This is a genomic window from Azospirillum cavernae, from assembly GCF_003590795.1.
Lineage (GTDB): Bacteria > Pseudomonadota > Alphaproteobacteria > Azospirillales > Azospirillaceae > Azospirillum > Azospirillum cavernae.
The window spans coordinates 922,812-949,569 of record NZ_QYUL01000002.1; the positions used below are offsets into that span (position 1 = coordinate 922,812).

General features: G+C 69.3%; 21 protein-coding genes. 12 read left to right on the forward strand and 9 right to left on the reverse strand.

The window, feature by feature from the left end; translation table 11 throughout:
* Positions 1 to 2: 2 nt before the first annotated feature.
* The 3 genes from D3877_RS30600 to D3877_RS15660 all read right to left on the reverse strand — a co-directional run bounded on the left by D3877_RS30600 (position 3) and on the right by D3877_RS15660 (position 2,024).
* On the reverse strand, positions 3 to 986 hold the full coding sequence (locus tag D3877_RS30600) for a methylated-DNA--[protein]-cysteine S-methyltransferase (protein WP_238474909.1): 984 nt from the start codon (positions 984 to 986) through the stop codon (positions 3 to 5).
* A 7-nt stretch (positions 987 to 993) separates the two neighbouring features.
* Positions 994 to 1,509: a DUF2244 domain-containing protein gene (locus D3877_RS15655; protein WP_119831670.1), complete on the reverse strand. Its 516-nt coding sequence runs from the start codon at positions 1,507 to 1,509 to the stop codon at positions 994 to 996.
* Positions 1,510 to 1,604: 95 nt separating this feature from the next.
* Entirely contained in the window at positions 1,605 to 2,024 is a 420-nt protein-coding gene (locus D3877_RS15660) for a hypothetical protein (protein WP_119831671.1), read from the reverse strand.
* 334 nt (positions 2,025 to 2,358) lie between these two features.
* Here D3877_RS15660 and nth point away from each other — a divergent pair, with 334 nt between their 5' ends.
* Entirely contained in the window at positions 2,359 to 3,006 is a 648-nt protein-coding gene (gene nth / locus D3877_RS15665) for an endonuclease III (protein WP_238474910.1), read from the forward strand.
* 73 nt (positions 3,007 to 3,079) lie between these two features.
* On the opposite strand, the gene D3877_RS15670 is transcribed toward nth, so the two are convergent.
* Entirely contained in the window at positions 3,080 to 3,865 is a 786-nt protein-coding gene (locus D3877_RS15670) for a bactofilin family protein (RefSeq protein WP_119831672.1), read from the reverse strand.
* Between the two features lie 123 nt (positions 3,866 to 3,988).
* A complete protein-coding gene (locus D3877_RS15675; RefSeq protein WP_119831673.1) occupies positions 3,989 to 4,666 on the reverse strand; it encodes an EI24 domain-containing protein in 678 nt (225 codons plus the stop codon).
* Positions 4,667 to 4,940: 274 nt separating this feature from the next.
* Between D3877_RS15675 and D3877_RS15680 the strand changes: the two genes are divergently transcribed.
* The 3 genes from D3877_RS15680 to D3877_RS29440 all read left to right on the forward strand — a co-directional run bounded on the left by D3877_RS15680 (position 4,941) and on the right by D3877_RS29440 (position 11,702).
* Positions 4,941 to 8,567 carry a response regulator gene (locus D3877_RS15680; RefSeq protein WP_119831674.1) on the forward strand — a complete coding sequence of 1,209 codons (3,627 nt, stop codon included), beginning with the start codon at positions 4,941 to 4,943 and terminating at the stop codon, positions 8,565 to 8,567.
* 68 nt (positions 8,568 to 8,635) lie between these two features.
* Positions 8,636 to 11,014: a PAS domain-containing sensor histidine kinase gene (locus D3877_RS15685; RefSeq protein WP_119831675.1), complete on the forward strand. Its 2,379-nt coding sequence runs from the start codon at positions 8,636 to 8,638 to the stop codon at positions 11,012 to 11,014.
* Between the two features lie 289 nt (positions 11,015 to 11,303).
* On the forward strand, positions 11,304 to 11,702 hold the full coding sequence (locus D3877_RS29440; RefSeq protein ID WP_147395198.1) for a hypothetical protein: 399 nt from the start codon (positions 11,304 to 11,306) through the stop codon (positions 11,700 to 11,702).
* Between the two features lie 139 nt (positions 11,703 to 11,841).
* Here the strand turns inward: D3877_RS29440 and D3877_RS15690 are convergent, their stop codons facing one another.
* Both D3877_RS15690 and D3877_RS15695 read right to left on the reverse strand, forming a co-directional pair.
* Positions 11,842 to 13,284, reverse strand: coding sequence for an ATP-binding protein (locus D3877_RS15690; RefSeq protein ID WP_119831676.1), 1,443 nt, complete (start codon positions 13,282 to 13,284; stop codon positions 11,842 to 11,844).
* Positions 13,285 to 13,286: 2 nt separating this feature from the next.
* A complete protein-coding gene (locus tag D3877_RS15695; RefSeq protein ID WP_119832482.1) occupies positions 13,287 to 14,024 on the reverse strand; it encodes a response regulator in 738 nt (245 codons plus the stop codon).
* Positions 14,025 to 14,255: 231 nt separating this feature from the next.
* Between D3877_RS15695 and D3877_RS15700 the strand changes: the two genes are divergently transcribed.
* Entirely contained in the window at positions 14,256 to 14,813 is a 558-nt protein-coding gene (locus D3877_RS15700; RefSeq protein WP_119831677.1) for a Spy/CpxP family protein refolding chaperone, read from the forward strand.
* Between the two features lie 200 nt (positions 14,814 to 15,013).
* On the opposite strand, the gene D3877_RS15705 is transcribed toward D3877_RS15700, so the two are convergent.
* Complete coding sequence (locus tag D3877_RS15705) at positions 15,014 to 15,448, reverse strand: DUF29 domain-containing protein (protein ID WP_119831678.1); 435 nt, start codon at positions 15,446 to 15,448, stop codon at positions 15,014 to 15,016.
* 107 nt (positions 15,449 to 15,555) lie between these two features.
* On the reverse strand, positions 15,556 to 16,575 hold the full coding sequence (locus D3877_RS15710) for an NAD(P)/FAD-dependent oxidoreductase (protein ID WP_119831679.1): 1,020 nt from the start codon (positions 16,573 to 16,575) through the stop codon (positions 15,556 to 15,558).
* Between the two features lie 244 nt (positions 16,576 to 16,819).
* On the opposite strand from D3877_RS15710, the gene D3877_RS15715 reads away from it, so the two are divergent.
* The 7 genes from D3877_RS15715 (at position 16,820) to trxA (ending at position 26,679) form a co-directional block, all read left to right on the forward strand.
* Positions 16,820 to 17,236 (forward strand): hypothetical protein, encoded by a 417-nt coding sequence (locus D3877_RS15715; RefSeq protein WP_119831680.1) that lies wholly within the window; start codon positions 16,820 to 16,822, stop codon positions 17,234 to 17,236.
* Positions 17,237 to 17,323: 87 nt separating this feature from the next.
* Positions 17,324 to 17,803 (forward strand): tRNA (adenosine(37)-N6)-threonylcarbamoyltransferase complex ATPase subunit type 1 TsaE, encoded by a 480-nt coding sequence (gene tsaE, locus D3877_RS15720; RefSeq protein ID WP_119831681.1) that lies wholly within the window; start codon positions 17,324 to 17,326, stop codon positions 17,801 to 17,803.
* Entirely contained in the window at positions 17,803 to 18,831 is a 1,029-nt protein-coding gene (locus D3877_RS15725) for an aminoglycoside phosphotransferase family protein (protein WP_119831682.1), read from the forward strand. The genes tsaE and D3877_RS15725 overlap by 1 nt, the downstream gene beginning before the upstream one ends.
* A 1-nt stretch (position 18,832) precedes the next feature.
* Complete coding sequence (locus tag D3877_RS15730) at positions 18,833 to 19,609, forward strand: nucleotidyltransferase family protein (protein WP_119831683.1); 777 nt, start codon at positions 18,833 to 18,835, stop codon at positions 19,607 to 19,609.
* 28 nt (positions 19,610 to 19,637) lie between these two features.
* Entirely contained in the window at positions 19,638 to 22,643 is a 3,006-nt protein-coding gene (gene addB, locus D3877_RS15735) for a double-strand break repair protein AddB (RefSeq protein ID WP_119831684.1), read from the forward strand.
* A 47-nt stretch (positions 22,644 to 22,690) separates the two neighbouring features.
* Positions 22,691 to 26,209, forward strand: coding sequence for a double-strand break repair helicase AddA (gene addA, locus D3877_RS15740; protein ID WP_119832483.1), 3,519 nt, complete (start codon positions 22,691 to 22,693; stop codon positions 26,207 to 26,209).
* 146 nt (positions 26,210 to 26,355) lie between these two features.
* Positions 26,356 to 26,679 carry a thioredoxin TrxA gene (trxA, locus tag D3877_RS15745; RefSeq protein ID WP_119831685.1) on the forward strand — a complete coding sequence of 108 codons (324 nt, stop codon included), beginning with the start codon at positions 26,356 to 26,358 and terminating at the stop codon, positions 26,677 to 26,679.
* The last annotated feature ends 79 nt before the right edge of the window (positions 26,680 to 26,758 follow it).

The window sequence follows — 26,758 nt, forward strand, 5'->3', positions numbered from 1 at the left end:
GGTCAGGCGGGCGGCGGCGGTTCTGTCATCGCCGCCGCCCGTTCCCGCTTCCCCTGCTCCCAGGCCAGCAGGGCGCGTTTGCAGGGAACGCCGTAGCGGTAGCGGTGGATGATCCCCGATTTCTGGATCGCCCGATGGCAGGGAACCAGCAGACACAGCGGATTCCGCCCGCCCGCCGCTCCCACCGCCCGCAGCGCTGCCGGGTTGCCGACCGCTTGGGCGAGCGACTCGTAGGACGCCACCGCCCCGATGGGGATGCGCATCAGCGCCCGCCACACCGCGATCTGAAAATCGGTTCCCTTCAGCAACAGGCGGATCGGTTCGTTGGCGCTTTGGACAGCGTTTTTCCCCCTCCCTAGCCCTCCCCCGCTGGCGCGGGAGAGGGAACGGTTTTCGCGCGTTACCAAAGATCCTGTCTCCCTCTCCCGCGCAGCGGGGGAGGGGCGGGGAGGGGGCCGGAGCGCTCCCTCCTCCGGCAGCGGGGTGAGGCCGAACACCCGATCCGCCAACGGGCGGGTGGCCCCATCGTCGGCGACCCGTTGGGCGTCGGGCCAGAAGGCCGCCAACTCGGCCAAGCCGTCGCGGCCATCCTCCGCCGTGGCGAAGCCCAGCCAGCACAGGCCGCGCTCGCTCGTCGCCAGCAGGGCGCGGCCAAAGGGGCTGTCGTGCCACCCCCAGCGGATGACCAATCGCTCCCCCAGCGCCTTCGCGTCGGCGGGGGAAAGCGTCTCCACGACCGGCGGATCGGGGGCGTCTGGCGCGGGGATGGCCAGTTGCCGGGCGATGTGGTCGGGCGCCAGAAAGGCGACGAAGCGCTCCGGCTCAACCCCGGCCCAGTGGGTGAACCGGCGCCGCAATTCCTCCAGAGCCAGCCCCGCCGAGTCGGCGAGCCGGTCGAGCGCCGCGTCGTCCACCCCGCGCTCTTGCAGGATGCGCAGCGTGTCGGCCAACAGGCGGGCGCGTTGCGCGGAGTCCAGGGCGGGCATCGACGGCTTATCCGGCAGGGGCGGGCGGGCAGGGCGGGCGGCGCCACGCCCGCAGCGCGTCGTCCAGCGCCAGGGCGAAGGCCGCGCGCTCCTCCGGCGACAGGAAGGATCCGACGCCCACCGATCGCCCGTGCGAGGACAGCGTGACCTGCGGGCCGTGCGCGGATTGATCGTCCTGGCGAACGCGCAGCCAATAGGGATGAAAGCGGGTCAGCCGTTCCCGCGCCCGTTCGTCCACCCGCCGCACGGTCAGATCGGCGTCGGTCAGACGAACCTGCTCATAGCGCCGGGCGGCGCGGGCGTTGACGCGGAAGGCCAGCCACAGCAGGAGAACATCCAGGCCGCAAAAGGGGGCGACCGGCCAAGCGCCAATGGCCCAGGCTCCCCCGGCGATCAACAGATTGAGCGTGATGACGACGCCCATCAGGGCGCGAACGCCGCCACGCCCCAGACTGCGGTGCGGGTGGAGGATGGCGTCGAAAAACACACGGGACGCGCCGCCTGTGGATCCGTCGCTGGGCATCGGAGCAGAGTAACGGAGAAGGCCGGGCGGGAGAACGGCGAAGATCCCGCCCGATCCGCCCACCCCATTCGCCCACCCCATCCGATTGGCTGGCCTTAGGCGGCCATAGACACCAGCGGAACGACGCCGCCATGCAGAACCCAGGGCATGGCGATTTCGCAACCTTCATCGGCCCAATCGGGCAGGACGAAGATGCGGACCTGATCGGTGGCCCCGGCGGCGATCATCGCGTCGGCCAAGGCGGAGGCCCATTGCCAATCGGTCAGCACGATGGCGCTGCGCAGATGCCCGCAGGATCGGGCCAGACGCATCAGTTCGACCACCCGTTCGGGCCGGAAATTGTCGGCCTGGAAATGGTCAAACTCGATCAAGCTGGTCCAGGCGCGTTCCCGCAAGCTCAGACAGCACTCTTTGATTTGAGCGATGGCGGCGTCGCGCTGCGCCATCGACAGATCCCCTTGCATCCGGACATGCAAGCCCCAACTGGTCGGGGCAACGGCGTAAGAGCCTGTCATGCTTTCTCCACCTCGCTTCCGAAACAGACGCTGCGTCTGGTTCCGGTTGGGCCAACTCCGCCATCGGTTGTTCCGATGGAAAGATTTTTTCACCAAAGCCATTCAATGAAATACGCTCGTCTGCTTTATCAATACCAAATCAATGCAGATGATGGAAGACTTAACTGTTAAGAAAATCTGACAAATTCATTCCTATATTGCGATTTGATTTCCAATTTGCAAAAGAGACTCTCAAATTGCGACGAATTCTGACGAAACCAGGGGGCAGGTCGCCCCGCCGACTCTGATTGGCGACGCGCAACCAGGGGCTGGCCCGGTTGGCGGGATTGCGGTTATGCTGCCCCCCATGAAACCCGCCGCCGTTCAGGAATTCTTCCGCCGCCTGTCCGCCGCCAACCCGGAACCCCGGAGCGAGCTGGAGTATGTCAACCCTTACACGCTGCTGGTCGCCGTCGTGCTGTCGGCGCAGGCGACCGACATTGGGGTGAACAAGGCCACCGGGCCGCTGTTCGCGCAGGTGGACACCCCCCAGGCGATGGTCGATCTGGGCGAGGAGCGTTTGCGCGGCTTCATCAAGACCATCGGCCTGTTCAACACCAAGGCCAAGAACGTCATCCGCCTGTCGGAACTGCTGATCGAGCGGCATGGCGGGGAAGTGCCGCGCGACCGCGCCGCGCTGGAGGAGCTTCCCGGCGTCGGGCGCAAGACCGCCAACGTGGTGTTGAACGTGGCGTTCGGCGAGGAAACCATCGCGGTGGACACCCACATCTTCCGCATCGGCAACCGCACCGGGCTTGCGCCTGGCAAAACGCCGGACGCGGTGGAGGCCAAGCTGTTGAAGGTCGTGCCAAAGCTCTACCGGCGGCACGCCCATCATTGGCTGATCCTGCACGGGCGCTACGTCTGCAAGGCGCGCAAGCCGGATTGCCCGGTCTGTTCGGTCGCCGATCTCTGCGGCTTCAAAGACAAGATCATCGCCTGACCGGACACGCAAAAAAGCCCGGCGCGGGGGTTCCGCGCCGGGCTTTTGCGTTGAACGACGCGCGAAACGGCGCTTAGAACGCGTCCGGCTTGGTGGTCGCCGCGTACATCTGGATGTCGCCCGACAATTGACCGCCAGCCTCGACCGAAATCTCGCCATACTTGATCGAGCCGGTGATCCGCCCGGTCGAACGCACGGTCAGACGGCCGCGCACGGCGATGTCGCCCTCGAACCGGCCGCCGATGTCGGCCTCGTCAATTTCGACCGATCCCTTGAACAGGCCGCCGTTGGCGACCTCGATCGAACGGCCCTCGCGCAGCTTGGCTTCCACCGTGCCTTCGACGATCAAGACGTCGCAGGAGCCGATTTCACCCGAGAGCGAGATGTCGCGCCCGACCGTCAAACGGCGCTGTTCCGGCAGGGCCGGGGTCAAGGGGGCCAAAGGCGCGGCGGGGGCGGCGCCCAGCGGCGCGGAGGGCAGGCCAAGGCCGCTGGGCTGGCGCGGGGAAATGCCGGGGGTGTCGAGGACGCGGCGCGGCACGTCGGTCTTGTAACCGGCGCCCGGCAGGGAGGGAGCGGTCGGGGGCTTCGGGCTGCTGGTGTTCATCTCGGTTCCCTTGGAGGAAGGCGTCGGATCGAAAGAGGCCGGACGGGCGGCGGCGCCGGGCGCCGCGTAGGGAGCCGGACCGGATGGAGCGTGACCGGACGGGGCGTCCGCCGCTGCGGTCAGCGAGGCCAGGGGGGACAGGGTGGTGGCCGCGTCGTCGGGCTTGGCGAGCGAAGCCGGACTCGGGGCCGTGGCCGGAGCGGCGCTGTCGGTTTTGGGTGCGGCGGGCGGAGTCTTGCGTCCGAACAGCATGAACGATGATCCCCAATCAGGAAACGCGGGTGGGCAGAACGGCGACGCTGGGCCGGGACGGGCGGCGCGCCGACGGATCGTCCGGGGACCGGACGCGACCGCGCCGCTTGCGGCGTAACACGGTCATCCGACCCGCCGCAAGGGGCCTGTCATGGATTGGAACACATGAACCATGAAGGCGCTGGCGACCACGGGAACCAGCAGATTGACGATGGGGATTGTCGAAAGAAAGGCAATGACGACGCCAGCGGCGAAGGGCTTGAACGGACGCGCCCGCCGCAGCAGCCGGGTTTCGCGCCAATCCATCCGGCGGTTGGCCACCATCTCGAAATACTCCCGCCCCAGCAGATAGCCGTTCAGCGTGTAGAAGACGAGGATGTTGAGGCCGGGCAACGCCAGATACAGCGGCAACACCAACAGGTTGGCGGCGATCACGACGCCCAGGAAACGCAGCGCCGTCGCCAGTTCCACCGTCCAGCGCGACCGGCGGGGCGGCGGCAGATGGGGGTAATGCCGGGCCTCGACCCGGTTCACCACCTCGTCCAGAAACAGGCTGGACACCGTGCCGACGGTGGCGGGGAACAGCATCCACGCCAGCAGCAGCACGACCAGCCCGCCCAGCAGGTCCAGCACGCCGTCAACCCAGTCGTAGCCGGTCAGCGGCGTGTGGTAGAGCGCCCACCACAGGGCGACGCTCAGCAGGCCATAGGCGCAGACGGCGCCGAACACGCCGATCCACACCACCTTGCGCGTGCGCGGATCGGACAATTGACCAAAGGCCAGGGACAGGGCGTGGATCATGCGGGGGCCTGATGGGCTGGGGTCGTCAAAGCGGCAAAACGCCTGAGAGGTTGGTGGCGCGCGCCTTCTGTCAAGGGGGCGTCGACAGGATGCCATGAGGCGGCGGTCCTGGAGTAACGTTCATGGGGCAGCGTGTGGCGTGTGGAGCCAAGACCAAAGGGTTGTCGATCTCCGCGCCCAATCGCGCGTTGCGGGTGAATTGCGCGCCAGGGCCGGGCTGTGTTATGCCAGCAGGACCGAATCGCCGGGCGATGGACGGAGGGGCAGGGACGGCATGCGGGTTCCCCGGCGAAGCGTGGCCTTCCGCATTCTGGCGGGGTTGACGGTGATTGGCGGCCTCGCCGCCGCGACCAGCGTCGTCGCCGTGTCGTTGTTTTCCCGGTTTCATCAGGGGTTTGAGCAGATCGCCACGGCCAAGGTGCCGGGGTTGGTCGCCTCCTCGCAATTGGCTCAGCAGAGCGGCACGGTGGCCGCCATCGCTCCGGCCCTGGTCGCGGTGCAGGATCAGGCGGCGCGCGAAGCGGTGATGGCCCGGCTGGGCGACCAGATCGTCCTGTTGGAAGAGTTGATGGCCCATCTTCTGGCCAGCGGCCAGGGCGAGGGCGTGACCGATCTGAACGAGCTGGAGCGCCGCAAGAACGAGCTGGTCGCCAATCTTCTGAATCTCAACGCGCAGGTCGGCGCCCAATTGGCGCAGACCGCCGACAGCAACGCGCGCGCCCTTGGGCTGTTGGAGCTGTCCGCCCGCCTGCGCGCGGCGGAGGTCGAGGAAAGCGCGCGCGCCGATTCACCGGCGGAGCTGGAGGCGATCCGCCGCTGGGACCGCGATTCGGGCGAGGCGGTGACGATCCTGCTGGCGGCGCTGCGGGCCGATCATGAAACGCGGCTCGACCGTCTGCGCGCCGACATCCGTCAGGCGCTGGACCGCGCCGGGGCGGCTCTGGACGGGGTGTCGGCGGATCGGAAAACGCGGCTGGCCGCGCTGCACGCCGAATTGTCCGCCGCCGCCTTTGGCCGCTCCACCATCTTCGCCGCGCGGGCCAATGAGCTGGCCTTGCAGCGCGCCATCAAGGGGGCGACCGCCCACAATCAGACGGTGTCGGATCGGCTGGTCGCCACGGTGTCCGATTATTTCCTGATGGTCGAGCGCGACATCGCCCGCCGCTCCGACGAGTTTGAACGGGTGATCGGCGACGGTGAACGCGCCGTCATCGCCATGGCGGTGCTGTCGATTTTGGGGGCGGCGGCGATCTTCTTCTACATCCACCGCAACGTCGTGCGGCGGTTGCGGGCGCTTCAGGCGGCGATGATGGCCTATGAATCCGGCTCCGCCGTCGTCATGCCGGTCCAGGGCGATGACGAGATCGGCGAGATGGCCCGCGCGCTCACCTATTTCGTCGGCACGATCAGCGCGCGGGAAAGCGCGCTCAGCGACAGCGAGCGGCGTTTGCGGGCGATCCTGGAGCAAAGCCCGGTGGGCGTGTCGATTGGTCGGAGCGATGGCCGCGTCGCCTTCGCCAACGCGCGCGCCGCTGAACTGGCCGGGATGGCGCCGGAGGAGTTCATCGGCAGTCAGAACACATTGGCGCTGCCCGGCGTCACCGTCCACCGCCGCCGTTCGGGGCGGACCGCTCCGAACGTTGAGCCTGTTTCGGGCGATGACGGCCCCAGTGGAGATGGCCCCAGTGGAGATGGCGACGTGGTCGCCCGCGACGTCGAGGTGGCGGTGGACCGGCCCGACGGCACCCGCGTCTGGGCGTTGCAGACGCTGCAACGCACCGCCTTCGAAGGGCAACCGGCGGTGCTGGCCTGGAGCTATGACATCACCGAGCGCAAGCGGGCCGAAGAGGCGCTGCGCGCCGCCAAGGAGCAGGCCGAGGTCGCCGCCCGCTCCAAATCCGAATTTCTGGCGACGATGAGCCACGAGATCCGCACGCCGATGAATGGCGTGTTGGGGATGTTGGAGCTGACGGCGCTGACCCCGCTGGACGCCGAACAGCGCACGCTGGTCACGACGATGCGCGACAGCGCCACCTCGCTGCTGCGGATCATCGACGACATTCTGGATCTGTCGAAGATCGAGGCCGGAAAGCTTGATCTGGAGGATCAGGATCTCCAACCGGCGGAGTTGCTGGAGGGGGTGGCCGATCTGTTGGCCCCGCAGGCCCATCAAAAGGCGCTGGCGCTGATTTGCGACATTGACGCGTCGGCGCCGCCGCTGGTGCGCGGCGACTCGGGCCGTCTGCGGCAAATTCTGTTCAACTTGACCGGAAACGCCATCAAATTCACCGACCGGGGCCGGGTGATCCTGCGGGTGAGCGCCAGCCCGCTGGACACGGCGGAGGGGGACGAGGCCCCACGGGTTTGTCTGCGTTTCGCGGTCGAGGACAGCGGCATCGGCATCGGGCCGGATGGGCAGGCGCGGCTGTTCCAACCCTTCAGCCAGGCCGACAGCTCCACCACCCGGCGCTTTGGCGGCACCGGCCTTGGTCTGGCGATTTGCGCCCGTCTGGTCGAGATGATGGGGGGGAAAATCGGCGTCGAGTCGGCGCCGGGCCAGGGATCGACCTTCTGGTTCACGGTCGCGTTGCCGACCGTCCCGGCGGCGGTGGCGGCGGACGCCGCGCCTTTGCGCGGCCTGTCCGTTCTGGTGGTGGACACCGACCCCGTTCAGCGTGGCGTTCTGGCCCGCTATCTGGCCCACAGCGGCGCCGAGGTCGCGGAGGCTGATTCGGCGCCCGACGCGGCGGGGCGGCTGGTCCGGCCCGGGCTGGATTTGCTGGTGACGACGGTGTCGTTGATCGAGCGCATCGGTCCGATGACCGGCGTTCGTGGCCCAGCCCTGCCGCGTTTGCTGGTCGGCGACGCGTCCGTGTCCGCAGCCTCGGCCAATGGTTCGGCCAACGGTTGGGCGACGTCGGGCGGTGGTTTGACTCAGCCGGTCCACCGCGCCGCCCTGATTCAGACGGCCTTGGCGCTGACCGGACGGGGCGGGACGTCGTCATCGTTGGCGGCGGCGGCGGCGGCGCTGCGCTCGTCCGCCCCATTGGGCGCCATGCCGATGGACGCGGCGTCCGGCGCGCTGGCGGGCGAAGGGGTGATTTTGGTGGCCGAGGATCATCCGACCAACCAGCAGGTCGTGTTGCGTCAACTGCGCCGTCTGGGCTTCCAGGCGGAATTGGCCGAGGATGGGGTGGAGGCGTTGGCGGCGTGGCGGCGCGGCGCCTTCCGGTTGCTCATCACCGATTGCCACATGCCGCGCATGGACGGGTATGAGTTGGCGCGCAGCATCCGCGCCGCCGAGGCGGCGGCGGGCGGCGGGCGACGCTTGCCCATCGTGGCGATGACCGCCAACGCCCTGTCCGGCGAAATGGAGCGCTGCGTCGCCGCCGGAATGGACGATTACCTCGCCAAGCCCGTCACCTTGACGCAACTGGCGTCGGCGCTGAACCGCTGGCTGGTCGCCGCCCCGCCGCCCGCTGAACCGGCTGGGACGGAACCGCCCGCTGTTGAGCCGCCGCCGCCGGTTCCGCCCATTCCGCCGGATGTGCTGGTGCTGGATCTGGACCATCTGCGCGAAACCTTTGGTTCGCTGGATGGCGGGACGCTCGACATGATGGATTATTTCCTGGAAACCACCCGCCCCACGCTGGATCAGGCGCTGGCCGCTCTGGCGTCGGGCCAGATGGAGGACGCCCGCGCCGCCGCCCACTCGGTCGCCGGGGCGGCGCGGACGGCGGGGGCAAAGCGCCTGGCCATTCATTGCACCGCGATGGAGCGCGCCGTCATCGAGGAACGGCTGAGCGACGCGCGGACTCACGCGGCGGCCATGGCGCAGGCCTTCCCCGAGGTCGAGGCCGCCATCCGCGCCTTGCGTCAACTGGCGGCGCCGACGCCGTAATCCGCGCGCCCGCCTTGTTCGCGTCCGGGGGGTGAACTAGTCTCGGTCGGTCGGAAACGCGGGCGGGGATGGCGGACGTGGCGGGTTTGGGCGGCTGGTTCTGGAACAGAGCGAACCGGCGGCGCGCCGCCGAACAAGACGCCATGGCGCGGGACGCGGCGGCGCGTCTGGCGGCTGATCACGCCGGGCAATTGGCCGCCGCGCAACTGGAAGCCTCGCCCTGGCCCTGGTGCGCCTGGAGCGCGGCGGGGGAGGGGCGCCTGTCCGCCGAGGCGGGCGCCCTGTTGGGAATCGACCACGCCGACGCGCTGACCCAGACGTTGAACGCCCCGGACCTGCCCGACGCGCTGGTGGCGCTGCGCCGCGACGGAACCCCGTTCCGCTGCGTGGCGCAGACGACGGATGGCCGCTCGCTGGCGCTGACCGGGCGGCGGGGCGGGGCGGACGCAGCGTCTTGGAGCGTTGTGTGGATCGAGGACGTCACCGCCACCGCCGCCGCCACGAACGCCGCGCGGGAGCAGGACGCCGCCCGCGCCGCCGCCGAAACCGCCTTGGCCGATCTGCGCGCCGCCGTTGACGCGTTGCCGATTCCGGTTTGGCTGCGCGACGGGGCGCTGAACCTGTCCTGGTGCAACCGGGCCTACGCCCGCGCGGTGGACGCCTCCCCCGCCGCCGCCTTGGCCGAACGAAGCGAACTGGCCCCCGGCGGGGCTGGGCGGGCGCTGGCCGAACGGGCGCGCGGCGGCGGCTTTGCCCAGTCGGCGCGTTTTCCGATCGTCATCGGCACCGAGCGCCGGTTGCTGGACGTCACCGAAGCGCCGCTGTCCGCCTCCCACCCGGCGGCGGCGGGCGGGGGAGTCCAACTGGTCGGCTACGCGCTGGACCAGACGCCGTTGGAGGAGGCGCGGGACGAACTCAGCCGCCATCTTGCCGCCCACGCCGAGGTGCTGGAACGGCTGGGCAGCGCCATCGCCATTTTTGGGGCCGACACCCGCCTGAAATTCTTCAACCAGGCCTACGCCCGCCTGTGGAATCTGGATGAAGGGTGGTTGCGCGGCGAACCGACCAACGCCGAAGTGCTGGAGGAGCTGCGCAGCCGCCGCCGCCTGCCGGAATACGCCGATTACCAGACCTTCAAGCGCGAACGGCTGACCCGCTACACCCATTTGATCGAGCCGGTGGAAGAGCTTCTCCATCTGCCCGACGGCACGACGCTGCGCCACATGGCGGCCCCGCATCCGCTGGGCGGACTCATCACCATTCTGGAGGACGTCACCAACACGCTGGCGCTGGAATCCTCCTACAACACCCTGATGGCCGTGCAGCGGGAGACGCTGGACAATCTGGCGGAGGGCATCGCCGTGTTTGGCGGCGATGGCCGCTTGAAGCTGTTCAACCCGGCCTTCGCCCGCGTCTGGGATCTGCATGACGAGGATTTGCAGGGGGAACCGCACATCGCCGACGTGATCGAGCGGATGCGCCCGCTTTTGCACGCGGCGTCCTCGGATGATCGTGATCCGGCTTTGGCGGATGGGCCGGATGGATCGGATTCTGCGCTGGATGGGGCGGCGGATGAGGATTGGGAAGCGCTGAAGGACGAGTTGATCGGCGCGACGCTGGAACGCGCCGTCCGCTCCGGCCGGGTGGAGCGCAGCGACGGTTCTGTGGTGGAGTTCTCCACCCTGCCGTTGCCCGACGGCGCGGTGTTGAACAGCTATCTGGACGTCACCGACGGGGCGCGGCTGGAACAGGCGCTGCGCGCCTCCAACGCCGCGCTGGAGGCCGCCGACCAGTTGAAGGGGGAGTTCGTCGCCAGCGTCTCCCACCATCTGCGCGCGCCGCTGACCGGCATCGTCGGGCTGGCGGAAAGCTTGACCGCGCCCGCATCCGGCGGGTTGAGCGCGGCGCAGGCCGCCTGCGTCCAGGGCGTGCTGGACACCGCAAAGCGGGCGTTGGACCTGATCGGCGACGCCGCCGGGCTGACCAGCCTGGGGGTGGGCGTCACCACGCTGGAGCGCGGCACGGTCGACATCGCCGAGTTGCTGGACGGGGTGGCCGGGCTGACGCGGGAATGGGCGCGTCGCGCCGGTTTGCGGCTGGAATTGCACGCCCCGGCCCGGCTGGGCAGCGTCGAGGGCGACGGCAAGCGGCTGAAACAGGCGCTGTTCACCCTGGTGGTCGCCGCCATCCGCCACCCGCCGCCTGACCGCCGCATCCGCCTGTCCGGCCAGCGCGCCGACGACCGGGTGATCCTGGCGGTGAGCGCCGCCGCCCAACCACCGGGCGACGCCGCCCCGGCGGCGACGGTGGTGTCGGCGCTGTCGCTGGCCCGCAACGTCGCCGAACTGCACGGTGGGCGGCTGGAGTCGGGGGACGGCGGCGGGCGCGGCGCGCTGGTCCGCTGCGTCCTGCCGCTGCGGGCAGCGGTGAACGGCGCGCGCGGGTAGGCCGATGCAAGGGCGGGCGCGCGCATTTGGAAACAAGGCCGTCGCTTGAGGAGAAAGACCAGCGCAAACAGCGCCATGCAGGGTTGATGTGTTGAAAAAATTGCCGTGTGATGGTGTTGTAAGAGATGAACAATACGCGACAGAGCGCTTCTCAAGCGCAGGTGATCGGTTGGCGCGCAACGCCAAAGGGGTGTCGGCAGCCAGATGCAAGAGGTCACGGTCCGTCTGCGAAATCTGATGGAACACCGCGAGGCCGCCAGAACAGCCGCCACTGCAAGATATAGGTTGTATGATGTCGATCTATAGGAAAAAACCGTCCTTGACGCGTGCGTTGCGTCTTCTTTTGGCTTTTTTTATCGCTCCATCTTTATCTTCGGCACCTTTTTTCCTTATTCATTTTATTCCAGGTATTGTAACATTAATGTATGGTTTGTTTGTAAGCGTATTTTTTGGCTTCCCTGCGTACACAATCATGAAATCGAAGAAAATTGTAAATCTTAGATCTTATGTATTAGTGGGGGGATTTGTTGGTTCAATTCCAGTACTTTCATTGTCTATATCTGCGCTTTTTTCTGGTCATGGAATTGAACCATTCCTTAATATTTTCGCTATTTGTGTCCCGGTGGCCGGCTTCAGCTCCATCGGAGGGTTGCTCTTCTGGCTGATTGCGCGGCCCGACCTCACATAAAGGCGCAGGGGGCGTACCCTCTTTGTTTTTGGCGCTTCATCGTTGTGAAAGGAGCGAATGCCAAGATGGCCCATCCCCCAATGCCCGTGATGCACGCGCCACCTCCGGCTTGGGTGGCGGGCGTAGGGACGGGTGGGGATCAGCGCGGCAGCGTCACCGTCACCCGCAAGCCGCCCTCCGCCCGGTTTTCGAGCGCGATGTCGCCGCCATGGCCGCGAATGATGGTGCGCGCGGTGGACAGCCCCAACCCAACCCCGCCGGTGTCGCGGGAGCGCGAGCGCTCCAGCCGGTAGAAGGGGGCGAAGACCTTCTCGAACTCGTCCACCGGGATGCCGGGGCCGTTGTCGTCGATGGCGACGCGGGCGTGGCCGTCCTCCAGCGTCAGACGGATGGTGAAGCCGCCGCCATAGGCGATGGCGTTGTCCATCAGATTGGCGAAGGCGCGGCGCAGCGCCACCGGGCGGCCCTCCGCCACCGCGTGGGCCGGACCGTCATAGACGGCGTCATGGCCGGAATCGACGCGGTCGTCGCACAGGCTTTGCAGCAGATCAGCCAGATCCAGCCGCCCGCGCGGCTCGCGCTTGGCGTCGTCACGGGCGAAGGCCATGGTGGCGGCGATCATCGCTTCCATTTCGTCCAGATCGGCCAGCATCCGGCGCTGCATCTCCGGGTCGTCCACCAGCTCGGCGCGCAGGCGCAGGCGGGTCAACGGCGTGCGCAAATCATGGCTGATCGCCGCCAGCATTTGCGTGCGGTCGGCGACGAAGCGGGCCAGCCGCCCTTGCATCCGGTTGAAGGCGCGGGTGGCGGCGCGCAGCTCGCGCGGGCCGGTTTCGGGCAGCGGTTCGCTCCCCTCTCCCACGCCCAGCCGTTCGGCGGCGCTGGCGAATCCGGCCAGCGGCGCGGTGAAGCGTCGGGCCGCGAGCAGCGACAGCGCCATAATCACCGCCACCACCCCGCCCATCCACAAGGCGAAGCGCAGCAGCCGGAACGGCCCGTCCAGCGGATCGCCGCCGGAAAAACTCAGCCATGAGCCGTCGGTCAACTGCACCGACAGCCGGACATGCGGCCCCCAGCGCCGTTCGTCAGACTCGCCGGGAAAGGGCGGCGGGCCGAAGGGGCGGCGCAGGTCGGGCGGCGGGCCGTCGCCGGGCGGCGGTCCATCGGGGCGGCGCGTTCCATCGGGGCCGCCGCGCCGCTCAACCTCGACCAGAATGGCGCGGGCGGGCGACCCCAGCGATTCGCGCAGATGCCGCCGCAGCCCGTCCCACCGCCCGCCGCCCATGTCCTGCCGGACGGGTGGGCGTTCGCGCGCCCATTCGACCCGCAACACCGGATCGTCGAGCGCCCCGACCAGACGGTCGCGGTCGGTCTGCGGGGTGCTTTCCACCAGTTGGACAATCGCGGTGACGCGTTGAATCAGCACGCCGGGGCCATGGATCGGCGGGCCTTCGCTGCGGTCGGTCAGATAGATCAGGGCGCTGACCGCCTGGGTCAGCAGCAGGGCCAGCACGACGGTCAAGGCCATGCGGGCGGCGATGCTGTCGGGAAAGGCGAAGCGGCGCAGGGCCTTGGCGGTCATAGTCAAGCGCCCGCGCTGACGGTCGGGGTGAACAGATAACCGCCGCCGCGCACCGTCTTGATGAGGGTCGGTTCCGCCGGGTCGGGTTCGATTTTGCGGCGCAGGCGGCTGACCTGGACATCGACCGAACGGTCGAACGGAACCGCCGACCGCCCGCGCGCCAGATCCAGAAGCTGGTCGCGGTTCAGCACCCGTTGGGGATGTTCGACAAAGGCGACGAGCAGGTCGTATTCCCCGGCGGACAGTTGCACCAGCACACCGTCGGCGGAGCGTAGCTCGCGCTTGGTGATGTCCAGCGACCAGCCTTCAAAGCGCATCACCGTGCCGGCCCCCCCGCCCCCGCCGCCCGCCACCGGCGGGGCCGAGGCCCGGCGCAGCACCGCCTTGATCCGGGCCAGCAATTCGCGCGGGCTGAAGGGTTTGGCCAGATAATCGTCGGCCCCCATCTCCAGCCCGACGATGCGGTCGGTTTCCTCGCCCATCGCCGTCAGCATGATGACCGGGGTTTGCGCCGTGGCGGGCACGGCGCGCAGGCGGCGGCAGAGCGACAGCCCATCCTCCCCCGGCATCATCAGATCCAGAACGATGAGATCGACGCGCGCGCTGTCCAGCGTGCGCAGCATCTCCGCCCCATCCTTGACCCCGGTGACACGGAAGCCGTGCTTGGTCAGGAACTGGGCGACGAGCGAGCGGATTTCGCGGTCGTCATCGACGACCAGAAGGTGGGGGATGCGGTCCATGCCGACCATGATCGGGCGGCGCGTGGCGCAGGTGAAGGGAAAATGTGTAACGCTCGGTTACGGGAACTCCTGCGGTTACACAGCGTTACCAAATGACCGGCTTGCGGACATCGTTCGGCAACGTCGGGGGCGCATCGTCTGGTCATCGGGAACGCGGCGCCTCACAGGCTTTTCTCTCCGCCGCTCCCTCCGACATCGCCTTTTCATTCGTGCTCTTAAGGAGTCTCCACCATGAAACGCGCCCTTCTGACCTCCGCCGTGCTGATCGCTGGCCTCGGCCTGGCTCTGCCGGTCTTCGCCCAGCCCGACCGCGCGCCGGGCATGGGCGGGCCGGGCCAGGGACCGGATCGCCACTTCGGTCGGATGTGCGAGGACCAGGACGCCCATCTGGCGGGCAAGCTGGCCTTCGCCGAAAAGAAGCTGCGGATCACCGACGCGCAGCGCCCGGCCTGGACCAAATTCGCCGACGCCGCCCGCGCCAGCCTGAAGCCGACGCAGGATCTGTGCGCCAAGATGAAGGACCAGCCGATGCCGACCGCGCTGCCGCAGCGGCTTGAGCGGATGGAAACCATGATGCAGACCCACCTGCAACAGATCCAAGGCGTCCGCCCGGCCTTGATCGACCTGTACGCCCAACTGACGCCCGATCAGCAGAAGACCGCCGACAGCCTCCTGCCCCATCGCGGCGGGCCGGGCATGGGCGGAATGGGCGGCGGCATGGGGCATGGCCCCCGCCATGACGGCGAGCGTGGCCCCGGCCCCGGCGGCAAGCCGCAGGACGTCAAGTAAAGCGCAGGAGTTGCGCCCAGACCACCGTATCAACCCGTGCAACCAAGGAGACCTGATCCACGCTTCCCCCCTGAGCGACGGCTGATCCCCAGCCCCCCAAGCAGCCGCCGCCAAGACGCAGGCCGCCGGATCCCCCATCCGGCGGCCTGTCTTGTTTTGGTCTGCCTTGTTTGGCGGGTCGGCTTGCCTTCGCCGCCGCGTCAGTCCGGCCAGAAATCGGCGTCGATGACGCGCTCGAACGGCCAGGGGCAGAGCGTCGGGAAGGTCGCCTCAGGAAGGCCGGTTTCCCGTTCGGCCCCAATCAGGGCGTCGCTGTAAGCGTCGGCGATGGTTTCGTCGAGCATCGCTTGCAGGCTGGGATTTTTGCGCAGATGGCGGGCGATCCGGTTGCGCTGTTCCTTGATGGTCAAACGCCAACTGTTGCCACGCAGATTGGGTTGAAAGCGCCATTTCAGCAGGTGCAGGAGCAGAACGGTCAGCCGGTTTTCCAATTGCTGCTGTTCGCTGCGCCCCATGCTTTCGATCTCCTCGGCGATGTGCGCGACGTCGGCGGAGGACAATCGACCCGAGCGCAACAACGCCGCCTGTTCGGTTGTCCAGGCGTAGAAATCACGGTCGTAGAGGCTGGCGCTCATGGCGTGTGCTCCCGATGTCGTTCGCCGCCGTCGCGTCGGGGAACCGGGACGCCGGGCGGGCGTCGCCAGTTTACGCCCGGAGTCCCTGTTGGGCCAATGGAGTTGGCTCAGGCGCCCGGCACGCCCTTGGAGGTCGAATATTCGAAATGCAGGGCTTCGCCCGGATGGACCATCGGGTGGATGGCGTGGGCGGCCTGGGCCGCTTCGGAGAAGCCGCACAGGATCAGCTTCAGCTTGCCGGGGTAGGTGGCGATGTCGCCGATGGCGAAGATGCCGGGCGCGCTGGTGGCGCAGCCGGGCAGCGACACGGCGATGTGGCTGCGCTCCAGATCCAGGCCCCAATCGGCGATCGGCCCCAGATTCATCGACAGGCCGAAGAAGGCCAGCATGGCGTCGGCGGGAACCGCCTTTTCCTCGCCGTCCAGGGTGGCGACGCGCACGGCGGTCAGTTGACCGTCGGATCCCTCCAGCCCGGCCAATTGATAGGGAACCACCATCTCGATCTTGCCCTCGCGCGCCAGCGCGTCCAGCCGGGCGACGCTTTCGGGCGCGGCGCGGAATTTGGCGCGGCGGTGGACCAGCGACACCTTGTCCGCGACCTCGGCCAGCGACAGCGCCCAATCGACCGCCGAATCGCCGCCCCCGGCGATGACGACGCGCTTACCGGCGAAATCCTGGCGGCGGCGCACCATGTAGAAGACCGACGTTCCTTCAAACGACTCCAACCCGTCGAGCGGCGGGCGATTCGGGCCGAAGGCGCCGCAACCGGCGGCGATGATGACCGCCTGGGCGTCGATCCGAACGCCCTTGTTGGTTTCGACCAGCCAACGCCCCTCGTCGCTGCGGGTCAGTTTTTCGACCTGCTGGCCCAGATGATAGGTGGGGGCGAAGGGCGCGGCCTGCTCGGCCAGACGGTCGATCAGGGCGGCGGCCTCGATGGCCGGGTGGGCGGGGATGTCGTAGATCGGCTTTTCGGGGTACAGCGCCGTGCATTGGCCGCCGACCATGTCGAGCGCGTCCACGACGTGGCAGCGCATTTTCAACATGCCGCATTCAAACACGGCGAACAGCCCGACGGGACCGGCGCCAACAATGACGACATCGGTGCGGTGGACACTCTGCGACATGAAAGCCAGTTCCTTGACATCGGATAGGGGGAGACAAAGCTCATCCATTGTCCGATTTTCCGGCGCGGTCAACCCCCGCCGACAGCGCAGCGCCGCCTGGCTTGGCGCGCGCGGCCTAGGGACAACCCTGATTGGGCGGGTTTGGGGGAATTTGACGGAATTCGTCGGTTGCGCGGGGCCGTTTCCCGCCGGAGAATGTGAAGGGAGCCGCCGCAATCCGGCCCCGTCGTGCTGGAGGCCATGAATGAGAGAGCTGCGTTGTCTGGTCTTCACCGAGCAAGAGGTGGTCAAGGCGATTTTTGATCGCCGCCGCCGGATGAACGAGCCGACGCCGACCGGCACGGTGGACAAGGTCGTTTATAAGGATGGCGACAGCGTCGACACCGAACTGTCCATTGTTCACGACGACGGAACGCGGGAAAGCCTGACCCTGCCGGAAACGGAGGTGGCCGCCGCCCTGGTCGGCCATTGCATGAACCGGCGCATTCCCCTGCCGGTGGCGTCGGACAAGATGCTCTACATCATCAACGGCGCGCTGACGTTGATGATTACAATGAACTTCAACAAGGCGCCGCGTCTGGTGGTGACGCCGACTGCCGCCGCCGACGACAGCGGGCCGGGATTCCGCCCGGCAGCCCGGCGCCGCCGGATCGGCGGCTGACGCAAACCGTCTGATCCGACCGCCGGACGTCGCGTTTCCCGCTTTCCGGCTTGCGGGCGGATGGGCGCTTCGCACAGTATCCGGCCCATGCTGGACTCCGATTTTCTCCTGTCCCTGACCCTGCCCGACGAAACGGCGACCGAGCGTTTGGCCGGGCGCCTTGGCGCGTTGCTGCGTCCGGGCGATCTGGTCGCCTTGCGCGGCGATCTGGGGGCTGGGAAATCCGCCTTTTCCCGCGCGTTGATCCGCAGCGTGACCACGCCGGACGCCGAAGTGCCGTCACCCACCTTCACCCTGGTGCAGACCTACGACACCGACGTCGGGCCGCTGTGGCATTTCGACCTTTACCGCCTGTCCGGTCCCGACGAGGTGATTGAGCTGGGGTGGGACGACGCGCGGGCCGAGGCTGTGGCGCTGGTCGAATGGCCGGATCGGCTGGGGCCGCTGCTGCCCGCCGACCGGGTCGAACTGGCCTTGAGCTTTGACGGGCCGACCGCGCGCCGCGCGTCCTTGAGCGGGCATGGCGCGCTGGCCGCAAGGCTGGCCGCCGCCGATTGGGCGCTGTGATGAGCGACGACCTGTCCGCGCGCGCGGCTGAGATCGCCGCCTTCCTCGCCGCCCACGGTTTGGCCGACGCCGCCCGCGCGCCCCTAACCGGCGACGCCTCCGCCCGCCGGTACGAGCGGCTGACGCGCCCCGATGGCCGCAGCCTGATTCTGGTCGACACCCCGGTCCCCGCCGAGGATCTGGTCCCCTTCATCGCCATCGGCGCTGTGCTGGACCGCGTCGGCCTGTCGGTTCCCGTCATCCACGCGGCGGATTGCGCGCTTGGTCTGGCGGTGCAGGATGATTTTGGAAACGAAACATTCCTCCGCCTGTTGGTCGAAGGCGCGCAGGCCGAACCGCTCTACGCCCTGGCGACCGACGCGCTGATCGCCCTGCACCGCTCTTGGCCGGAGGGGGAGGGCGAAAGGCTGGGCCTGCCGCTCTACGACGCCGACCGCTTCATCGAGCAAACCCTGTTGTTCGCCGACATCTATTGCCCGGCGGCGCTGGGGCGTCCCTTGAGCGCACAGGATCGTTCCGATTTCGCAACGGCGTGGCGCGTGGTGCTGGAGCCGGTCTGCGCCGGGCCGCGCTCGTTGCTGCTGCGCGATTATCACGTCGAAAATCTGATGCGGCTGCCGCGTCCGGGCGTGCGCGCGGCGGGGCTGATCGACTTTCAGGGGGCCGGGCTTGGTCCGACCGCCTATGATCTGGCCTCGCTGTTGGAGGACGCCCGCCGCGACGTTCCCGCCGATTTGGCGGACGCGATGACCGCCCGCTATCTCGCCGCCTTCCCGGCGCTGGATCCGGCGGAGTTCCGCCGCGCGCTGGCGGTTCTGGCGGCGGCGCGCCACACCCGGATCATCGCCATCTTCGTTCGTCTGGCGCTGGCCCAGGGCCGCCGCGCCTATCTGTCCCACCTGCCGCGCGTCTGGCGTTTGCTGGAAAACCATCTGGCGAAGCCGGAGTTGGCTCCGGTCGCCGCCTGGTTCGCCCGCCGCCTGCCGCCGGGAACCCGCGCTGATTTTGTCGTTCCGGAGACGACCTGACATGACCACCCCCGTTTCGAGTCCGCAAACCGCCATTCCCCAAACCGCCGTCCCGCAAACCGCCATGGTGCTGGCCGCCGGTCTTGGCCTGCGCATGCGCCCGCTGACTCTGGACCGGCCCAAGCCGCTGATCCCGATTTTGGGCAAGCCGCTGCTCGACCACGCGCTCGACCGGCTGGCCGCCTCGGGCGTCACGACAGCGGTGGTGAACAACCATTATCTGGGCGGCATGATCGTCGATCATCTGGCCGACCGCCGCGCGCCGACCATCGTCGCCTCGCCGGAAAAGCGGATTTTGGAAACCGGCGGCGGAATCAAACACGCCCTGCCGCTGTTGGGCGACGCGCCGATTCTGACGGTGAACGCCGATATCCTGTGGCTGGACGGCCCGACTCCGGCCTTGCAACGCTTGGCCGCCTTCTGGGATCCCCAGACGATGGACGCGCTGCTGCTGATGATGGCGACGACCAAATCGGCGGGCTATGAGGGGCCAGGCGACTACCACATGGATCCGCTGGGCCGTCTGATCCGGCGCGGCGAGAGCGAGCTGTCGCCCTTCGTCTTCGCCGGGGTGCAGATCGTCAAGCCGGAGCTGTTCGCGCAAGACACCCCCGACGGCGCCTTTTCCACCAACCTGATCTGGGACCGCGCGCAAGAGGCCGGGCGGCTGTACGGCATCGCCCATGACGGCTTGTGGTTCCACATCGGCACGCCGGACGGCCTGACGGAGTGCGAGGAGTTGCTCGCCATCGGCGGCGTCCGCGCCGTCGCCCACTGATTCTGTTCTCAGCCCCGAAGGCCCCCCGATGACCGCCGCCGCGCCCAAGGTCTACAGCATCCCGTCCGGCGCGCCCTTCGTCGATCTGTTGGCCGAGGGCATCGTGGCGCGGGTGGGGGATGACCCGCTGGCGCTGGCGGAGGCGACGGTCCTGCTGCCGACCCGCCGCGCCTGCCGCTCCTTGCAGCAGGCCTTTCTGCGGCGGTCGGGCGGGCAGCCGACGCTGCTGCCGCGCCTCAGCCCGCTGGGAGAGTTGGACGCGGGCGATCTCAGCCTGACCGACGAGGAGTTGCCCGGCGTCCCGCTCGACCTGCCGGGGGCGATGTCGGCGCTGAACCGGCAAATGACTCTGGCCCGCCTGATCCTGAGCGCGGAGGGCATGTCGGCGACGACGGCGCAGGCGGTGCGGCTGGGGGCCGATCTGGGGCGGTTGATCGACGCGGTGTGGACCGAGCGGATCGGCTTTGACCGGCTCGACGCCCTGGTCCCCGCCGATTACGCCGAGCATTGGCAAACCACGCTGAAATTCCTGACCATCGTCACCGAGGTCTGGCCCGCCATCCTGGGCGCGACCAACGAATGCGATCCGGCCCGCCGCCGCAATCTGGCGCTGGAAACCCAAGCGGCGCTGTGGCGCGCGGCCCCGCCCCGTGGGCTGGTCATCGCCGCCGGGTCCACCGGCTCGATCCCCGCCGCCACCGATCTGTTGGACGTCATCGCCCGGCTGCCGCAAGGCGCGGTGGTGCTGCCCGGCCTGGACCAGCGCGCCGACGACGCCGTTTGGCAAGCCATCGAGGGGGACGAGGCCCACCCCCAGCACGGCCTGTCCCATCTGATCCGTACCCTGGGCGTCGCGCGGGAGGAGGTCCGCCCCTGGACCGACGCGCCGGAACCGCGCGGCGCCCGCGCCCGGTTGATCGCCGAAGCGCTGCGCCCCGCCGCGACGACCGACGGTTGGCGTCAGCTCGACGCGTCCGCCGACCAGCCGGAGCCTTCCGAGTCGGGTTTCGACGCGGACGCGCTGGACGGCCTGACCCGCATCGACGCCGCCACGTCGGAGGAGGAGGCGCAGGCCATCGCCCTGCTGATGCGCCAAGCGCTGGAGACCCCGCAAAAGACGGCGGCGCTCATCACGCTGGACCGCAATCTGGCCCGGCGGGTCGCCATGGCGCTCAGCCGTTGGGGAATCGCGGTCAACGACTCCGGCGGGCAACCGCTGGCCCACACCGCCGTCGGCACCTATCTGCGAATGACGGCGGAGTTGGCGGCGACCCGCGTCCACCCGCTGGCCCTGCTGGCGCTGGCCAAGCACCCGATGGCGGCGGGCGGGCGCGACTCGGCGGATTTCCGCGCCGCCGCCCGCGCGTTGGAGCGGGTGGCCCTGCGCGGCCCCCGCCCGGCGGAGGGATTCGCCGGGGTGCGCGCCGCGCTCGACCAGGCGGTTCGCTTCGACCATGACGAGCAACCGGCGATCCTGCGCGACTGGCTGGACGATCTGGAACGGCGCGCCGCCCCGTTTCTGGCGGCGATGCGCGGCGAAACGCCCCTGGCCGACCTGCTGCGCGCCCACATCGCCTTCGCCGAAACGCTGGCCGCCGACCATGAATCCGAAGGGCCGCAACGGCTGTGGCGGCAGGAGGATGGGGAGGAGGCCGCCCGCTTCGTCCATGATCTGCTCGACGCCGCCGAAGGCTTTCCCGCCTTGCCCGCCAGCGATTACCCGGCCCTGCTCGACGCGCTGATGAGCGCGCGGGCGGTGCGTCCGCGCTTCGGCCTGCACCCGCGCCTGTTCATCCTGGGTCCGATGGAGGCGCGGCTCCAGCATCTCGACCTGACCATTCTGGGCGGCTTGAACGAGGGAACGTGGCCGCCCAACCCGGCGGCGGATCCCTGGATGTCGCGCCCGATGCGCCGCGATTTCGGCCTGCCCAGCCCGGAACGGCTGGTCGGCATGTCGGCCCACGATTTCGCCCACGCCTGCGGCGCGCCGGAGGTGGTGTTGACCCGCGCCGCGCGGGTGGACGGCACGCCGACCGTGCCGTCGCGCTGGCTGCTGCGGCTGGAAACCGTCTTGAAGGCGCTGAAGCTCAGCGGGCGGATCGAGGATCAAGGCGCCTGCTGGCTGACCTGGGCGCGGCGGTTGGACGAGCCGGACCGCGTGCAGGCCGTCGCCCCGCCCGAACCCCGCCCGCCGCTCGCCGCCCGCCCGCGCCGCCTGTCGGTGACGGCGGTGGAAACCTGGATGCGCGATCCTTACGCGATCTACGCCCGCTATGTGCTGGGGCTGAGCAAGCTGGATCCCATCGCCGCCGATCCCGGCGCGGCGGATCGCGGCCAGATCATCCACGCCGCGCTCGATTCCTTCGTCCGCGCCTTCCCCGACGCGCTGCCGCCCGACGCGCTGTCCCGCCTGCTCGACATCGGGACGGAAGCCTTTGGCCCGCTGCTGCGCAGCCACCCCGACGTCTGGGCCTTTTGGTGGCCGCGTTTCGAGCGGGTCGCCGCCTGGTTCATCGCGCTGGAGCGCGAGCGCCGCCCGCAGTGGCGGACGCTGGCGACCGAGGTGACGGGAAGCCTGATCCTGCAAGGGCCGGGCGGCCCCTTCACCCTGACCGCCAAGGCCGACCGGATTGATCGCGGCCCCGACGGGCTGGTGGTGATCGACTACAAGACCGGAACGCCGCCCTCGACGCGCGAGATCGCCCTGGGCTTCGCCCCGCAATTGCCGCTGGAAGCCGCGATGGCCGAAGCGGGCGGCTTCCGCGACATCGCGGCGGGCGCGGTGGCGGAGCTGGCCTTCTGGCGTCTGGCGGGCGGCGACCCGCCGGGCGAGGTCAAGCCGGTCAAGGGCGACCCCGCCACGCTGGCCGCCGAGGCCCGCGCCGGTCTGGAAGAGCTGATCCGCCAGTTCGACGACCCCGCCACCCCCTACCGCTCCCGCCCCCGCCCGGCGATGGCCCCCCGCTACACCGACTACGCCCACCTCGCCCGCGTTCAGGAATGGTCGCTGGGCGGCGATGGGGACGGGGAATGATGAGCGCCGACGATTCGATGATGGACGACGCGATGGCCGACCCCGCGATGACGAACAGCGGGCTGACCGACCCCGCCCCCCGCGTTCTTCCCCCCGATCCCAACGTCGCGCAGCGGCGGGCGTCGAATCCGGCGGCGTCGGTGTGGGTGGGGGCGTCGGCCGGGTCGGGGAAGACCAAGGTTCTGACCGACCGGGTGCTGCGCCAGATGCTGGCCGGAACGCCGCCCGCCCGCATCCTGTGCCTGACCTTCACCAAGGCGGCGGCGGCGGAGATGGCCAACCGGGTCAACCGCACGCTGGGCGATTGGGCGACGCTGCCCGACGGCGCGCTGGAGGACCAGCTCGCGGCGCTGTGCGGTGAGCGGCCCAGCCGGGAAACCCGGATCAACGCCCGCCGCCTGTTCGCCCAGGTGGTCGATTGCCCCGGCGGCATGAAGATCCAGACCATCCACGCCTTTTGCCAATCGCTGCTGCGCCGCTTCCCGCTGGAGGCCAAGCTTGCCCCGCATTTCGAGGTGATGGACGACCGCACCGCCGCCGGTCTGCTGACCGAGGCGCGCGACCAGGTGCTGCACGCCGGGCGGATGGCCCCCGACAGCCCGCTGGGCCGGGCGATGGCGCGGCTGACCGCCGATCTGAACGCGGAGGATTTCGCCAGCCTGCTCGCCACCTTGACCAGCGAGCGCGGGCAGTTGCAACGGCTGTCCGGGGCCTTCGCCGGGTTGGACGGCTTGATCGACGCCGTCCACCGCACGCTCGCCGTCGCCCCCGGCACGACGGAGTTGTCGGTGCTGGCGGCGGCCTGCGCCGACGACGCGGCGGACGTCCCGGCCTTGCGCGCCGCCTGCGCCGCGCTGGCGACCGGCAGCGCCGCCGATCAAGAGCGCGGGATCGCGATCCAACGCTGGCTCGACGCTGACGAGTCCCGCCGGATCGCCGGATTCGCCGCCTATCAGCGCCAGTATCTGACGGTGGAGGGAACGCCGCGCAAAACCCTCATCACCAAGAAAGCGGCGAGCGCCGCGCCGCTGGCCCCGGCGGATCTGCTGGAGGAGGCCGAACGGCTGGTCGGCGTCGCCGAACGGATCAAGGCGGCGGGCGTCGCCGCCTCCACCGCCGCGCTGCTGACGCTGGCCGAAGCGATGCTGGACGCCTACCGGGCGCGCAAGACCGGGCGGGCGCTGCTGGATTACGACGATCTGATCCTGTCGGCCAACCGGCTGCTGCACGGCGACAACGGCGTTCGGGCGACGCCCTGGGTGCTCTACAAGCTCGACGGCGGCCTCGACCACATCCTGATCGACGAGGCGCAGGACACCAACCCCGAGCAGTGGAAGATCGTCGAGGCGCTGGCCGAGGAGTTCTTCGCCGGGCTGGACGCGCGCGGGGAGGATGGGACGGTGCGCACCGTCTTCGCCGTGGGCGACGAAAAACAGTCGATCTTCAGCTTTCAACGCGCCGACCCCGCCGAATTCGCCCGGATGCGCCGCCATTTCCAGGAGCAGGCGGAGGCGGCGGATCGGCTGTGGGCGGCGGTTGATCTCGACATTTCCTTTCGCTCCACCGCCGCCGTGTTGGAGGCGGTGGACGCGGTGTTCGCCCTGGAGTCGGCGCGCGACGGCGTGGCGTCGGACGCCAGCCCGGTCATCCGTCACCGCGCCTTTCGCCAGGGGCAGGGCGGGCGGGTGGAGCTGTGGCCGCCGGTGAAACCCGTCGAGGCGGTGGACAGCCCGGCCTGGGCGCCGCCGGTGGCGCGCGAGGCCGCCGATTCGCCGTCGGCCCGGCTGGCCGCCGTGCTGGCCGGAACCGTCGCCGACTGGCTGGCGCGCGGCGAGCCGCTGGAGGCCAAGGGCCGCCCGATCCGCCCCGGCGACATCATGGTTCTGGTCCGCCGCCGCACCGATTTCGTCACCGAACTGGTCCGCGCGCTGAAGGAGCGCGGCGTGCCGGTGGCGGGCGTCGACCGCATGGTGCTGACCGAACAATTGGCCGTCATGGATCTGATGGCGCTGGCCGATTTCCTGCTGCTGCCCGACGACGATCTAACGCTGGCCACCCTGCTGAAAGGCCCGCTGATCGGCCTGACGGAGGAGGAGCTGTTCGCTCTTTCCCACGGTCGGCGCGGCACGCTGTGGCGGGCGCTGGTGGCGCGGGCGGAGCAGGACGCGGCCTTCCGCCCGGCCCGGCGTTATCTGGGCGATCTGCTGGCGCGCACCGACTTTTCCGCCCCCTATGAGCTGTTCGCCGGGCTGCTGAACCGGCCTTGCCCCGCCGACACCCGGTCGGGCCGCCGCGCCATCCTGAAACGGCTGGGGCCGGACGCGCAGGATCCGTTGGACGAGTTCCTCGCCACCTGTCTGGCGTTCGAGCGCACCGAACCGCCCTCCCTGCAAAATTTCCTGGCCTGGATGGCGGCCAGCGAGGCGGAGATCAAGCGCGAGCTGGAGCAGGGCGGCGGCATGGTGCGGATCATGACCGTGCATGGCTCCAAAGGCTTGCAGGCCCCCATCGTCTTCCTGCCCGACACCATGGGCAGCCCGACGCAAAGCCCGGCGATCCTGTGGCCGGACGCGCATTGCCCGGTGCCGCTCTTCGCCGCCCGCCGGTCGCAGGAGGATGGCCTGAGCGCGCAGGCCCGCGCGCGGGCCAACCAGCGGCGCGACCAGGAATACCGCCGCCTGCTCTACGTCGCCCTGACCCGCGCGGAGGATCGCCTCTATGTCTGCGGCTATCAGGGCCGCCGCGAGCCGTCGGAGAGCTGCTGGTATCGCTTGACCGAAGCGGCGTTGCGGACGGTCGGCCAACCGCTGGCCTTCGACGCCACCGATCTGGACCCGCAGGGCTGGAGCGGCGAGGGCTGGCGGCTCGACGGGCCGCAGACCCAGCCGCCGCCCCCGCCGACCGCCGAGGCGGACGCCGCCGCCGATCCCGGTTCCCCCCCCTGGCTGACCGCCCCCGCGCCGACCGAGCCGGAGCCGTCGCGCCCGCTCACCCCCTCGCGCCCCGACGGCGAGGAACCGGCGGTGCGCTCCCCCCTGGGCGACGACGACGGCCAGCGCTTCAAACGCGGCCTGCTGGTCCATCGGCTGTTGCAAACCCTGCCGGAGCTGGAGGAGAGCGCCCGCCCCGCCGCCTGCCATCGCTTCCTGGAGCGCCCGGCCCACAAGCTGGACCCGGCGCAGCGCGCGGCCATCGCGGCGGAGACGTTGGCGGTGCTGAGCCATGCGGACTTCGCGCATCTGTTCGGCGCGGGATCGAAGGCGGAGGTCCCCCTGGTCGGCGTCGTCGGCGGGCGGGCGCTGGCCGGGCGGATCGACCGTTTGGCGGTGCGCGGCGACGCCGTGTGGATCGTCGATTACAAGACCAACCGCCCGCCGCCGCGCGTTTTGGATGATGTTCCATCGGTTTACCGCCGCCAGATGGCCGCCTACCGCGCCGCGCTGCGGGCGGTCTATCCGGGCAAGGACGTGCGTTGCGCCCTGTTGTGGACCGATGGTCCGTTCATCATGGAACTGCCGCCCGACCTGCTGGACGCGGTGGAATTCGGCCCCGGCGCGGCGGCGTGACCGCCCGGCCCCGGTGTGACAAAATGGGGTCACTTGACCGGCGTGGCCGGTACGCCCTACATTTTGCTCAATTCCACAGACAGGGGTGGAGTCGCCCGCCCGCGCCTGCGGGATCGCGGCGCCCCTGAATTCAGGCACGAGGTCACATGAGCAGCACCATCAAGGTTACGGACGACAGCTTCGAGCAGGACGTCCTGAAGGCGTCGGGTCCGGTCCTGGTCGATTTCTGGGCGGAATGGTGCGGTCCCTGCAAGATGATCGCCCCGGCGCTGGACGAGCTGGCCGCCGAGAAGCAGGGCGCCGTGACCGTCGTGAAGCTGAACATCGACGAGAACCCCAACACCCCGACCAAATACGGCGTGCGCGGCATCCCGACCCTGATGCTGTTCAAGGACGGCAACGTCGCCGCCACCAAGATCGGCGCGCTGCCCAAGGGCGCGCTGTTCCAGTGGGTCGAAGCCTCGCTGTAACGCGCGTTCCGCATCCCTGCGGGTCAAACAACCCCGTCGCCCCCCGCGACGGGGTTTTTGTTTGCCCGCGCGCCGCGAC